Source organism: Ruegeria sp. A5 (assembly GCF_056543005.1).
Genome location: NZ_JBQGAV010000012.1, coordinates 15,018 through 27,540, shown reverse-complemented (window position 1 = coordinate 27,540; position 12,523 = coordinate 15,018). Strand labels below are relative to the sequence as shown.

At 57.5% G+C, this 12,523-nt stretch carries 12 protein-coding genes; 10 read left to right on the top strand and 2 right to left on the bottom strand.

The window, feature by feature from the left end:
* Positions 1-3 precede the first annotated feature (3 nt).
* Complete coding sequence (locus tag ACR0AY_RS19760; RefSeq protein WP_170513516.1) at positions 4-543, bottom strand: ZrgA family zinc uptake protein; 540 nt, start codon at positions 541-543, stop codon at positions 4-6.
* Positions 544-774: 231 nt separating this feature from the next.
* Between ACR0AY_RS19760 and ACR0AY_RS19755 the strand changes: the two genes are divergently transcribed.
* The 10 genes from ACR0AY_RS19755 to speB all read left to right on the top strand — a co-directional run bounded on the left by ACR0AY_RS19755 (position 775) and on the right by speB (position 11,852).
* Positions 775-2,043 (top strand): imelysin family protein, encoded by a 1,269-nt coding sequence (locus ACR0AY_RS19755; RefSeq protein ID WP_170513513.1) that lies wholly within the window; start codon positions 775-777, stop codon positions 2,041-2,043.
* A 128-nt stretch (positions 2,044-2,171) separates the two neighbouring features.
* A complete protein-coding gene (locus ACR0AY_RS19750) occupies positions 2,172-2,465 on the top strand; it encodes a (2Fe-2S)-binding protein (RefSeq protein WP_170512852.1) in 294 nt (97 codons plus the stop codon).
* The gene (bfr, locus tag ACR0AY_RS19745) at positions 2,413-2,898 is read left to right on the top strand and encodes a bacterioferritin (protein WP_170392566.1); all 486 of its coding nucleotides are present in this window, start codon (positions 2,413-2,415) and stop codon (positions 2,896-2,898) included. Before ACR0AY_RS19750 ends, bfr begins: the two co-directional genes overlap by 53 nt.
* Positions 2,858-4,405, top strand: a complete 1,548-nt coding sequence (locus ACR0AY_RS19740; RefSeq protein ID WP_170513510.1) for a di-heme oxidoredictase family protein — start codon at positions 2,858-2,860, stop codon at positions 4,403-4,405. The genes bfr and ACR0AY_RS19740 overlap by 41 nt, the downstream gene beginning before the upstream one ends.
* 3 nt (positions 4,406-4,408) lie before the next feature.
* A complete protein-coding gene (locus ACR0AY_RS19735; protein ID WP_170513507.1) occupies positions 4,409-5,419 on the top strand; it encodes an imelysin family protein in 1,011 nt (336 codons plus the stop codon).
* Positions 5,420-5,422: 3 nt separating this feature from the next.
* Complete coding sequence (locus tag ACR0AY_RS19730) at positions 5,423-6,508, top strand: DUF1513 domain-containing protein (protein WP_170513504.1); 1,086 nt, start codon at positions 5,423-5,425, stop codon at positions 6,506-6,508.
* A gap of 102 nt (positions 6,509-6,610) precedes the next feature.
* Positions 6,611-8,500, top strand: a complete 1,890-nt coding sequence (gene speA / locus ACR0AY_RS19725; protein WP_170609702.1) for a biosynthetic arginine decarboxylase — start codon at positions 6,611-6,613, stop codon at positions 8,498-8,500.
* A 22-nt stretch (positions 8,501-8,522) separates the two neighbouring features.
* On the top strand, positions 8,523-9,734 hold the full coding sequence (locus tag ACR0AY_RS19720; protein ID WP_170513498.1) for a saccharopine dehydrogenase family protein: 1,212 nt from the start codon (positions 8,523-8,525) through the stop codon (positions 9,732-9,734).
* A 109-nt stretch (positions 9,735-9,843) separates the two neighbouring features.
* Positions 9,844-11,013, top strand: a complete 1,170-nt coding sequence (nspC, locus tag ACR0AY_RS19715) for a carboxynorspermidine decarboxylase (RefSeq protein WP_170513619.1) — start codon at positions 9,844-9,846, stop codon at positions 11,011-11,013.
* Positions 11,010-11,852 carry an agmatinase gene (gene speB / locus ACR0AY_RS19710; protein ID WP_170513495.1) on the top strand — a complete coding sequence of 281 codons (843 nt, stop codon included), beginning with the start codon at positions 11,010-11,012 and terminating at the stop codon, positions 11,850-11,852. Before nspC ends, speB begins: the two co-directional genes overlap by 4 nt.
* Here the strand turns inward: speB and ACR0AY_RS19705 are convergent.
* Positions 11,849-12,439 carry an HD domain-containing protein gene (locus tag ACR0AY_RS19705; protein WP_170513492.1) on the bottom strand — a complete coding sequence of 197 codons (591 nt, stop codon included), beginning with the start codon at positions 12,437-12,439 and terminating at the stop codon, positions 11,849-11,851. The two genes, speB and ACR0AY_RS19705, sit on opposite strands and share 4 nt — an antisense overlap.
* Positions 12,440-12,523 lie beyond the last annotated feature (84 nt).

Genomic DNA, 12,523 nt, shown 5'->3' with positions numbered 1-12,523 from the left:
GGTTCAGTTTGGCACCTTCAAATGTGGCGTTTGGCGTTCCACCGTAAGGTTCTGTGTGGCCGAGGATGATGTCAGCTCAACAAACAAGCGCTCGGCGCGCGCAAACCGTTCGAAATAGGTGAACTGGATTGAAGTCACTAACGACGGCTCCTGACACTGCACCAGATAGTCGGCCTGAAATTCGGTGTGATGCGCGGCATTATCGCTGACTTGCCCCTCATCCTGAACGAAGACATCACCAACAAGCGCGACATTGGCCGTTGCAGTCACACACCCCGCTTCAGGCGGCACCTCAAAGATCTCAAGCGGTTTAGAAAGGTCCGAGATTGCGACGGCAACATCCGCCCTCTCATCTTCGTTCTCGGCAGTGTGCTCGAACCCAACAATATCTACGCCTGGCACTTCAAGCGTCAGGCTAAATCCGGTTTCAACAAATGAAATTGCCATATGACCCGCGCCATGAGTATGCGCTTCGATGGCGGTCTCTGCCTGCGCCATCAGCGCGGCTGGTATTAGCGCAAGAACAACGGCCGCGCGTTTCATTCTGTTCACCATTAACCAAACAAACCGTAGGGCATTTTAATACAATTGCGCCTCAGCGCAATGTTCGCCGGGTGCCTCGGGCTCCCCAGATATGGTTAGTCAGAAATGGGAATAATACCTGACAATAAAACTCAGGTTGACATTACTGACTATTTCTCTAAGAAATTGCCACATCCAGCCCCGCTGCGTCTGCCGGGGTCCGAATCCCGCTAAGAAAGAAAAGTGTTCCACATGACCAGATTGTTCAACGCGGCCAGTTCCCTGACCTTGTGTATCGCAAGTACAGCTGTCGCCGAGGCCCCGTCCAAAGCCGATGTTCTGACCACATATTCCAATATCGCCGAAGCCAAATATGACGACAGTCTGATTGCAGCAAAGAAACTGCAAGCTGCCGTCAACGCCCTCATTGCTGACCCGTCCGATGCCACTCTGAACACAGCCCGTGCCGCATGGATCGCCGCGCGCGTGCCGTATCAGCAGACCGAGGTTTATCGCTTTGGCAACGCCATCGTCGACGATTGGGAAGGCAAGGTGAACGCATGGCCTCTGGACGAGGGCATGATAGATTATGTGGATTCCTCCTACGGAGGCCCCAGCGATGAGAACGAGTTTGCGGCGCTGAACGTCATCGCCAACCCCAGCTTTGATCTGTCTGGCGAGACCATCGACGCAAGCGAAATCACCCCTGCCCTGCTGTCGGATACGCTGCACGAGGCTGACGGGATCGAGGCGAACGTCGCCACCGGCTATCACGCCATCGAATTCCTGCTGTGGGGTCAGGACCTGAACGGCCACGGCACGGGCGCAGGAAGTCGTCCTTATACCGATTATCTAGTTGGTGACGGCTGTACAGGTGGCAACTGCGATCGCCGCGCCCAGTATCTGAAAGCGGCAACCGATCTGCTGATCAGTGATCTGGAATGGATGACTGCCCAGTGGACCGAAGATGGTGACGCACGTGCCGCTCTTGCCGCAAATGAAACTGCTGGCGTTAGTGCGATCCTAACCGGCATGGGTTCGCTGTCCTACGGCGAGCAGGCTGGTGAGCGTATGCGCCTCGGCCTGATGTTGAACGACCCCGAGGAAGAGCAGGACTGCTTCTCGGACAACACCCACAACAGCCATTACTATGACGGCCTGGGCATCCAGAATGTGTATTTGGGCAGCTATACCCGCATCGATGGCACGCCTGTTTCGGGTGCATCCCTATCGGATCTGGTGACCGCAGCCGATCCGACGCTTGATACAGAGATGAAAGCCAAGCTGGCCAACACCATGCTGGCGCTAGGCCGTATCAAATCAACCGCCGAAGCGGGTTTTGCGTATGACCAGATGCTGGAACGCGGCAATGAAGGTGGCGAAGCGCTGATTATGGGTGGCGTCAATGGACTGGTCGATCAAACCAAGACCATCGAACGCATCGTGACCGTGCTGGAGCTTGAGCAGATCGATTTTGAAGGCTCGGACAGCTTGGATAACCCTGACGCGGTATTCCAATAGGCATCATGGCCGGGCGCATTTTTAGTGCTCTCGGCCTTTCTCAACATCGAGTGTGGCGTCTTGGCACTGGACGCGCCCTCAATAACCAACTATTTCACTCGGAAATAGCATATACCGACTGAGTCGCCATGATCGTTTGCCATTGCACCAACATCTCTGACCACGATATCCGAGCGGCGATCGATTGGATGCGCACGGCAGACCCACAGACCATCATCACTCCCGGCAAGATCTATCATGCCCTTGGCAAGTCAGCGGATTGCGGCGGATGTATGCCGCTTTTCCTAGACACAATGCGCGCAGACGATAATCTTAAAGTCCCCATGCAGCTTCGGTCATTGCGATCCGAAGTATCACAGGAGAAAGCACATGAAGGGCGATCCCAAGGTCATAGAATACCTCAACAAATCTCTGCGGCATGAACTGACGGCGGTCAGCCAATACTGGCTACATTACCGCCTGCAAGAGGATTGGGGGCTTGGCCATATGGCCAAGAAAAGCCGTGAGGAATCCATCGAGGAGATGGGCCATGCAGACAAGCTGATCGAGCGGATCATCTTTCTGGAGGGCCACCCCAACCTGCAGAAACTTGACCCACTCCGCATCGGGCAGACCCCGAAAGAAACACTGGAATGCGATCTAGCCGCCGAACAAGACGCGCGGGCGCTTTATGTCGAAGCGCGGGAATACTGCCGCGAGGCCGGCGACTATGTGTCCATGGGTCTGTTCGAAGAACTAATCAGCGACGAAGAAGGACATATCGATTTCCTCGAAACGCAGCTCGACCTTTATGAAAGGATTGGCGAAGCCAATTATGCGCAACTTAACGCATCCAAGATGGACGAAGGCGAGTAAGCTTGCCCTTGCATCGGTGGCCGCACTAACGGCCACCTCTTCCCAAGCCACCGAGCTGCGGGACTCTCATCTAAACTTCCTTCCAAGAACTGCCGAAGAACGCGCCCGGATCGACGCTGTCACAGCTACGCCGGATGACTTCAGTGTGCCGCAGCGGTTCGAAGAACTGTCCGCTGGTGCTGCGACCGTGCGGGCGCGCACTGATACGGACGCGTTTTCTCAGCCCTCCGCCAATTTAAGCTTCGAACAGGAGCTGGACTTCAAAGTCGGCAACGGGTTGTTCAAAAAGATCTGGGTCTCGTCTCCGTCGTCCACTCTGGCTTCGGACGGTTTGGGTCCGCTATACAACGCCCGCTCGTGTCAGCGCTGTCACATCAAGGACGGGCGCGGTCATACGCCTAACGGCCCGGATGACAATGCCGTCTCGATGTTCCTGAGAGTTTCGGTTCCCGGCAAGCCAGAGGGCGCGCCTGCCGAGATCGAAGACTTTGTCGCCACCCTGCCTGATCCGAGTTATGGCACTCAACTGCAGGATTTCGCTCTGGCAGGCCATCCCGCAGAATATCGGCTGGACATCACGTATGAGGAAGTCCCCGTCGCGCTGTCCGACGGCGAAACGGCCTCGCTCCGCCGCCCCAGCTATAAGGCCGCCGATTTAGGCTATGGCCCGCTGCACCCGGACGCGATGCTTAGCCCTCGAGTTGCGCCGCAGATGATCGGACTGGGGTTGCTGGAATCAATTCCGGTTGAGGACTTGCTGGCCAAAGCCGATCCTGATGACGAAGACGGCGATGGTATCTCGGGCCGTCCGAACATCGTATGGTCGACGGAATTTGGCGAACCAATGATGGGCCGCTTTGGTCACAAGGCCGGGATGCCCACGGTGATGGAGCAATCGGCGGCGGCCTTCGCAGGTGATATCGGCATATCAAGTCCGCTTTACCCCGCGCCGCACGGCGATTGCACCGAATTGCAGGCCAACTGCATTGAGGCACCGCACGGTGACAGCGATGTGCGGGGATTCGAGATTGACGCAATTGGCATGGACCTCGTCGCCTTCTACAGCCGCAATCTCGGTGTTCCGGCGCGCCGAGACACCGATGACCCTGAAGTGCTGCGCGGGAAAGAAGTGTTTCTTGCCTCGGGCTGCGCATCCTGCCACACGCCTGCTTATGTCACCCACAGGATGCCCGATAGGCCCGAACAGAGCTTCCAGCTTATCTGGCCCTATACCGACCTGCTGTTGCACGACATGGGCGAGGGTCTGGCCGATAACCGCCCCGAGGCCCGCGCAACGGGCCGCGAATGGCGCACGCCGCCTTTGTGGGGCATCGGCCTGACCCAGCGCGTCTCGGGCCACACCCAATTCCTGCACGATGGTCGCGCGCGATCCCTGCTTGAAGCCATCCTTTGGCATGGTGGCGAGGCGCAGGCCGCCCGCGACACGGTTGTTTCAATGCCAAAAGCCGACCGCGACGCCCTGATCCGCTTTCTTGGGAGCCTCTGACCCATGCGTAGCCTTACTTTCGCCGCCGCCCTGCTAGTGCCCTTGGGCGCCTTTGCTCAGGATCGTGCTCCGATTTTGATGGATGTGACCGAAACGCATATTCTACCGCGCTTTGCAGAGCTGGCTGACGCAACCGGTGCTTTGTCGACCACAGCCCAAACAGATTGCGAACCGGAGTCAGACGACCTGCGCGCTGATTACGCCACGGCATTCGATAGCTGGATTTCGGCCAGCCATTTACGTTTTGGGCCGTCCGAGGCTGACGATCGCGCTTTTGCACTGGCTTTCTGGCCAGATACCAAAGGATTCACGCCCAAAACCCTGTCCCGACACATCGCCAGTGAAGACACTGCCGTCGACGACCCCGATGCCTTTGCCGAAACCTCAATCGCCGGGCGCGGCTTTTTTGCATTGGAACGAATGCTCTTTGATCCAGCGATGACAGAACAAGGAAGCGCCGACTATCGTTGCGCGCTTATCCGCGCCATCACCACTGATATCAACCGAAATGCCGTCGCGATCAACACGGACTGGCAAAGCTACGCACCACGACTGACGCAGCCGGGGGACAACAGCCTCTATCGCTCGGGCGATGAGGCAATGCAGGAGCTGTTCAAGGCGCTTACAACGGGGCTAGAGTTCACAGCCGACACACGCATTGGACGCCCTTTAGGAACGTTCGAGCGTCCGCGCCCGAACCGTGCTGAAGCGCGGCGGTCCAAGCGGTCGTTGCATCATGTCACGCTGTCTCTGATCGCCCTGCGTGACTTGGCCGCCCGTCTGTCCTTTGACCACCCTGAGATTGCTGCAGATCTGGATGCCGGTTTCGCGCGGGCCATCGACCGGGCTCAATCACTGAACGACCCCGCCCTTGCCGGTGTTGCGACACCGCAAGGTCGCGTCCGCATCGAAGCGCTGCAGCAATCGATCAACGACATTCGCGAGATCGCCGCGACCGAGCTTGGCCCGACGCTCGGCATCAGCGCCGGATTCAACTCACTGGATGGGGATTGACCATTGACGAACCGCCGCGAATTTCTTGCAGGCCTTGGTGCCGCCAGTCTTGCTTCGGTGCCGGGTTGGGCGTCCGTCGGCGCGCCCCGCTATCTGGCCGCTGCCTTATTCCCAGATGGTAGCTACCGCCTGTCCGGCCTGGATAACTCGGGCGCAGTTTTGTTCGCTATACCGCTACCCGCACGCGGGCACGCGGCCGCGGCCCATCCGTTCAAAGCCCAAGCGGTCGCCTTTGCCCGCCGCCCCGGGACCTTTGCAATTGTAATTGATTGTACAGATGGTTCTGTCCTAAAGCGGCTGGAGGCACCCAATGGCCGCCACTTCTACGGGCATGGTGCATTCTCGGCTGATGGAACACAGTTTTTCACAACCGAAAACGACTATGAGGCCGCAGAAGGTGTGGTTGGCGTCTGGGACGCGATCAGCTTCGCACGGCTGGGAGAGTTCTCGTCAGGTGGGATAGGCCCCCACGACATGCGCTTGCTGCCCGGTGGCGCCATACTGGTCATCGCCAATGGCGGCATCGAGACACACCCCGACAGCGGTCGGACCAAGCTAAATCTGCCAACGATGCAGCCCAACCTGAGCTATCTCGACATTTCGGGTTCGATATTGGAGCAAGTAGAGCTACCCCGCGCGCTGCACAAAAACTCGATCCGCCATCTTGCGGTGCGTGACGATGGTCTAGTGGGTTTTGCAATGCAATGGCAAGGCAGCCAGACCAAGTACCCTGCCCTTCTGGGGCTTCACCGAAGGGGCGAAAAGCCTCGCCTTTTGTCAGCGCCCGAAACGCAGCAAAGAGAGTTGCAATGGTATGCTGGCAGCATTGCCTTTTCCACCGATGGCCAATCGGTTGCGATCACCTGTCCGCGAGGCGATGCATTGCACCGTTTCGACGTAAATTGCGGAGCATTCATCGAAGCTTTAGTGTTCGAAGATGTTTGCGGTTTAGGCGCCGGCAAGGCTGGGTTGGCGTTTACCACCGGAACCGGTGCATTTGGCACTCTGACGACCACCGGCGCCGAAATCACCGCGCGGTCGGATTGCCAGTGGGACAACCACCTGATCCCGATCCGTACATACGGCTAGAATTCGGCGGCGAACCCTCTCACAGTTTACACTTGGACGAATCAAACTGCTGCCGTATTGGCAGGCGCTAAACCAGCACACCCAAGTTAAGGACTGATCTGATTGAAACAGACGCCCGACGCACCGCATTCCATCTACGGGGTTGAGAAATGGGGCCATGGCCTCATTGAGGTGACAGAAAGGGGCGAGATAGCTCTGCGCAATCCGATGGCCCCCGAGGCCGAGGCAATCAGCCTGCCGGGCATCCTCAGCGATCTGGACGACCGGGGGATCAAAGCCCCGATGGTCTTGCGTGTTGCGTCTTATCTAGAGCATGAAATCGCGCACCTGAACGAGAGCTTTGCCGAGGCAATCGCGCGCGTAAACTATAAGGGCCACTATCGCGGTGTTTTTCCGATCAAGGTGAACCAACAGGCGCAGGTGGTCGACCGGATCGTCGAGTTCGGCAAGAAATACAATTATGGCCTTGAAGCAGGATCAAAACCTGAACTGGTGGTGGCCCTGGCCCATCGCCTGGCCCCCGAAGCGCTGATCGTCTGCAATGGCGTCAAGGATGCTGAATTCATCCAATTGGCGATCCTGTCTCGCAAGATCGGGTTCAACACCGTCATCGTGCTGGAAAGCCCAAAAGAGGCCAATACCGTCATCGAGGTCTATAACCAACTGGGGATCGAGCCCCTGATAGGCGTTCGGGTCAAATTGACCAATCAGATCAGCGGCAAATGGGAAGAAAGTTCGGGCGACCGTTCCGCCTTTGGAATGAACACCGACCAGCTTGTTGCCACCGTGGACAAGCTCAAAGCGGCGGGATTGCTGCACTGCCTCAAGCTGCAACATTCGCATCTGGGTTCACAGGTGCAAGACGTTAACGATGTGCGCCGCGCTGTTGGCGAGGCATGCCGGTATTACACCGAACTCTCGCGTGAAGGTGTACCACTCAGCTATCTGGATCTCGGCGGCGGCATGGGGGTGGATTACACGGGCGAAAAAAAGGCCGCGGAAAACTCGATCAACTACACGGTCGAGGAATATTGCGCCAACGTAGTCGAAACCGTGGCTTACGCCATGGACGAGGCTGAAATCGACCACCCCACACTGATCACCGAAAGCGGCCGTGCGGTGGTTGCGACGTCGTCCATGCTGGTCTTCAACGTGTTGGAAAGCACACTCTACGACGCCCCGGACGGACCAATGGCCGAGCCCGATGACCACCACATGGTTTCGGACCTCGCCGCAGTACACGGCTATCTCAGCAAGGATCGTCTGCAGGAATGCTGGAACGACGCAACCTTCTATCGCAATGAATTGCGCGCGCTTTTCAGACGCGGGTATGTCGACCTGCGCCAGATGGCCCGGGCCGAGCGCATCTACCTGTCCCTTATGGCCCGTCTCAAGGCCTTGGCGGCAAGTGATGATCTGGACACGGAAGTGGATGACCAGCTTGAGAAGGTCGCAGACATCTACCATTGCAACTTCTCGCTGTTCCAATCCCTCCCCGATGTCTGGGCCATCGACCAATTGCACCCGATCGTGCCGCTGCAAAGCTTGAATGAAACACCAGACCGCCGCGCGGTCCTGTCCGACATCACCTGCGATAGCGACGGAAAGATCGACCGATTCATACTGGCCGACGGCGTGTCCCCCAGCCTGCCAGTGCATTCGCTGCCCGAAGAAGGCGAGTATTTCATGGGCGTCTTCTTCGTTGGCGCCTATCAGGAAACACTTGGCGACCTGCACAATCTGTTCGGCGACACCAATGTAGTCACCATCGACCTGCGCACCGACGGTGGCTTCGACTTGCTGCATGAACAAGAGGGCGACACAATTTCTCAAGTCTTGTCTTATGTGGAATTCGACCCGCAAGACTGTGTCGCCGCGTTCCGCAAAATGGTGGACGAGGCGATTTCGACCGGTACTCTGCAAGCCAAGGACCGAAAAACCCTGATGAGCGCCTATCGCGACTCGATCAACGGCTACACCTATTACGAATAACCCCTTGAGAGGAGACTATCCCATGGGCAAAACACTGGTTGTCGGCGCGGGCGGCGTGTCCCACGCAGCCGTGCACAAAATGGCGATGAATTCGGACATCTTTAACGAGATCACGCTGGCCAGCCGAACCAAGTCAAAATGCGATGCCATCGCCAAAGCCGTGAAAGAACGTGTTGGTGTAGACATCACGACTGCCGAGTTGGACGCCTACAAGGTTGAAGATACAGTCAAACTGATCAAAGAAACGGGTGCAGAAATCCTCGTAAACCTGGCCCTGCCGTATCAGGATCTGGTTCTGATGGACGCGTGTCTTGAGGCCGGAATCCACTATCTCGACACCGCGAACTATGAGCCCGAGGACGAGGCTAAGTTCGAATACCACTGGCAATGGGCCTATCAAGAACGGTTCAAAGAGGCTGGTTTGACTGCCATCCTCGGCTCGGGCTTCGATCCGGGTGTGACCAGCGTCTTCGCCAAATGGCTGAAGAAGCACAAGTTGGATACGATCCGTCAGATCGATGTGCTGGACGCGAATGGCGGCAGCAACGATCAAGAATTCGCCACCAACTTCAACCCGGAAATCAACCTGCGCGAAGTGCTGGCCGAGGTGCGCCATTGGGAAAACGGCGCATGGCAGCACAGCCCGGCGATGACCCACAATGTCGAGTTCGACTTCCCCGCCATCGGCCCCAAGAACATGTACCTGATGTATCACGAGGAACTGGAATCGCTCAGCACCCATTTCCCCGAGATTGAGCGCGCCCGCTTCTGGATGACCTTCGGCGACGCCTACATCACCCACGCCAAGGTGCTGGAAAACGTCGGTATGACTCGCATTGACCCGGTGATGCATGACGGCAAGGAAATCATCCCGATTCAGTTCCTGAAAACCCTGCTGCCCGATCCCGGCGATCTGGGCGCGGAGACCAAGGGCAAAGCCTGCATCGGTGACATCGCCACAGGTCAGGCCAAGGACGGCTCGGGCGAAAAGACCTATTATATCTACAACATCTGCGATCACGAGGAATGCTATGCCGAGGTCGGCAGCCAAGCCGTCAGCTATACCACCGGCGTCCCCGCCATGATCGGTGCGGCGCAGGTGCTGAAAGGCAATTGGCGCGAACCGGGCGTGTGGAACATGGAGCAACTCGACCCTGACAACTTCATGGACATGCTGAACGAACAAGGTTTGCCATGGCAGGTCCACGAACTCGACGGCCCGGTTAACTTCTAAATCCTCGCCCGGCGGCAACGCCGGGCAGCGCCCGACCGTCCCCATGGGCGGGCGCTTCGCACCCACCCGCGGTCAGGCACTGCCCTCCGCACTGTCCGGAGATAACCTCTTGGCCGACATGATGACTACACAAGCCGGAGATGCAGGAGCTTTCCGTAGGTTTGATCTAAACCGCATACCTACCCCCTGCTTCGTGGTCGATGAAAAAGCTGTCGAACGAAATCTGAACATCCTTGCCGATATCGGCACCCGCTCCGGCGCTCACATTCTCAGCGCCCTCAAGGCGTTTTCGATGTTCTCGCTGGCCCCGCTTGTACGCCAATACCTTGGCGGCACCTGCGCCAGCGGCATCTACGAGGCCCGGCTGGGCCGCGAAGAATATGGCGGCGAGGTCGCCACTTTCTGCGCCGGATATAAAGACGCGGACATGGACGAAATCCTGTCGCTATCGGACCACATCATCTTCAACTCACCCGCGCAAAAGGACCGCTTTCTGGCAAAAGCCCAAGCCGCCGGCGTACAGGTCGGTCTGCGCATCAATCCGGAACATTCCGAAGGCGAAATCCCCAAATACGACCCTTGCGCGCCCTGCTCGCGTCTGGGCACGCCGATCAGCCAATTGACCGCCGAGACTATGAGTGGCGTGGACGGGCTGCACATGCACACGCTCTGCGAACAGGGGTTCGAGCCGTTGCAGCGGACTTGGGACGCGGTTGAGCCAAAACTCAAACCGTACCTTGGCCAACTCAAATGGCTGAACTTCGGCGGCGGGCATCATATCACCCGTGATGACTATGACCGCGACGGGCTGGTCGCCTTCATCAAATCCATCCGTGAGATACACGGTATCGACGTCTATCTGGAACCCGGTGAGGCGGTGGCCCTAGATGCGGGCATTCTGGTTGGCGAAATCCTCGACTTGCCGACCAACGGTATGACCCTTGCGATCACCGATATCTCGGCCACCTGCCATATGCCGGACGTCATCGAAGCCCCCTATCGCCCCGCCCTCATGGATGAGGCCGAGGCAGGCCATACCTATCGCCTTGGCGGCCCGTCCTGTCTGGCGGGCGACGTGATCGGTGACTACACTTGGGACAAGCCACTGGAAATCGGCCAACGCTTTGCCTTCCTCGATCAGGCGCATTACTCGATGGTCAAAACCAACACCTTCAACGGAGTTCCGCTACCGACTATAGCGCTGTGGAACAGCGAAACGGACGAACTGAAAATCATCAAACAGTTCGGCTATGACGACTTTAAAGGCCGCCTCTCATGAGTATTTTCCTCGACAGTGAACTGTCCGCATCCGAGCGCACTGAGGACGCGCGGTTCCGTGTGATCCCGGTGCCGCTGGAACGCACTGTATCTTACGGGGCGGGCACCGCCAAAGGCCCGGACGCAATTATCGAAGCAAGTAATGAACTGGAACGCATCACTGGCCACGCCGAGCCCTGCGTCGAGGGGATCTTCACCGAAGAACCCGTTGACTGCGATGCAGCGTTGCCAGAGATAATGGAACGCCTAGCCCAACGCACGGAAGCGGCCGTTCGCGCCGGCAAAACCCCGGTGACGCTAGGTGGCGAGCATTCACTTAGCTACGGCGCAGTGTTGGGTGTTGCCCGCGCTCTAAACCAACCGATTGGTATCGTGCAAATCGACGCCCATGCTGATCTGCGCAACGCTTATCAGGGCGAGAAACACTCTCACGCCTCAGTCATGCATCTTCTTGCCGAAGAAGGTATCCGTCTGGCGCAATTCGGCGTTCGCGCCTTTTCGACTGAAGAAGCCCAAAGCCGCCTGAGAAACCACGTGTTTCATGTGGACGCCGAAGAACTGGTTACCGGCAACATCCACTCGGTTGATTTGCCCAAGGATTTTCCCGATCTGGTGTACGTCAGCTTTGACGTTGACGGGCTGGACCCGGCAATCATGCCCGCCACTGGAACACCCGTCCCAGGCGGGCTGGAATATTATCAAGCCCTGCGCCTGGTGGAACACGCCCTGAAGGGCCGAAAATGTGTGGGTTTCGACGTCGTCGAACTGGCCCCGAACGGCAATGCCGCCTGGGATTTTACCGCCGCCCAGATCGTCTATCGCCTGATGGCCGCCTGTTAACCCTCGGCGGTCTCATTCAGTTCCATGTGCCCTTCGCCCTTGTTCAGAACGCGGCGTAGCATGGGTTCGAAGAACTCCAGCGGTTTGGTCGGATAATCCGGGTCGAACGCCTTCTGATCATATTCATGACAAAAATAGCGGCAGTCCTCCCAATACGGGCTGTCGCGGTATTTGTCGCGAGCATTCCGATCACCACCTAGATGATGATTGTAGTAGTAGCCCTGAAACACGCAGTGGTGCTTGAGAATCCAGTGTATCTTCTCACTGACATAGGGCTTCATCATCGCGGCGGACAGTTCCCCGTGATTATAAGGCGACAAGATATCGCCGGTGTCATGGATCAGGGCAGCCACAACCAACTCTTCATCAGCGCCGTCCTCATACGCTCGTGTCGCGGCCTGTAGGCTGTGCTGATAGCGATTCAGCGGATACGGCGTCCATTCTTCGTCCAGTGAACGAATGGCGTCCAGTATGCGATCCGGCAAAGCAGCGTTGTAGCTCTCTTCATACTCCATGACCGCATCCCAGTCGGCCTTGGTCGCCTCTTCAAAATTGGTCCAGGTGGGTTTGTGGCTCTTGTCCAGCATCGCGCGAATCCTTTGGCTACGTTCGTCAAATCACTTTAAAGCGGCATATATAGGCAAAAAAATGAATTGATTTTATCAATACGA

Bases quoted from the DNA above. Each gene is read 5' to 3' on its own strand.
- ACR0AY_RS19735 (WP_170513507.1), top strand. From the start codon at position 4,409: ATGCGTAGCCTTACTTTCGCCGCCGCCCTGCTAGTGCCCTTGGGCGCC.
- speB (WP_170513495.1), top strand. From the start codon at position 11,010: ATGAGTATTTTCCTCGACAGTGAACTGTCCGCATCCGAGCGCACTGAG.
- ACR0AY_RS19705 (WP_170513492.1), bottom strand. From the start codon at position 12,439: ATGCTGGACAAGAGCCACAAACCCACCTGGACCAATTTTGAAGAGGCG.
- ACR0AY_RS19720 (WP_170513498.1), top strand. From the start codon at position 8,523: ATGGGCAAAACACTGGTTGTCGGCGCGGGCGGCGTGTCCCACGCAGCC.
- bfr (WP_170392566.1), top strand. From the start codon at position 2,413: ATGAAGGGCGATCCCAAGGTCATAGAATACCTCAACAAATCTCTGCGG.
- ACR0AY_RS19750 (WP_170512852.1), top strand. From the start codon at position 2,172: ATGATCGTTTGCCATTGCACCAACATCTCTGACCACGATATCCGAGCG.
- ACR0AY_RS19740 (WP_170513510.1), top strand. From the start codon at position 2,858: ATGCGCAACTTAACGCATCCAAGATGGACGAAGGCGAGTAAGCTTGCC.
- ACR0AY_RS19755 (WP_170513513.1), top strand. From the start codon at position 775: ATGACCAGATTGTTCAACGCGGCCAGTTCCCTGACCTTGTGTATCGCA.
- ACR0AY_RS19760 (WP_170513516.1), bottom strand. From the start codon at position 543: ATGAAACGCGCGGCCGTTGTTCTTGCGCTAATACCAGCCGCGCTGATG.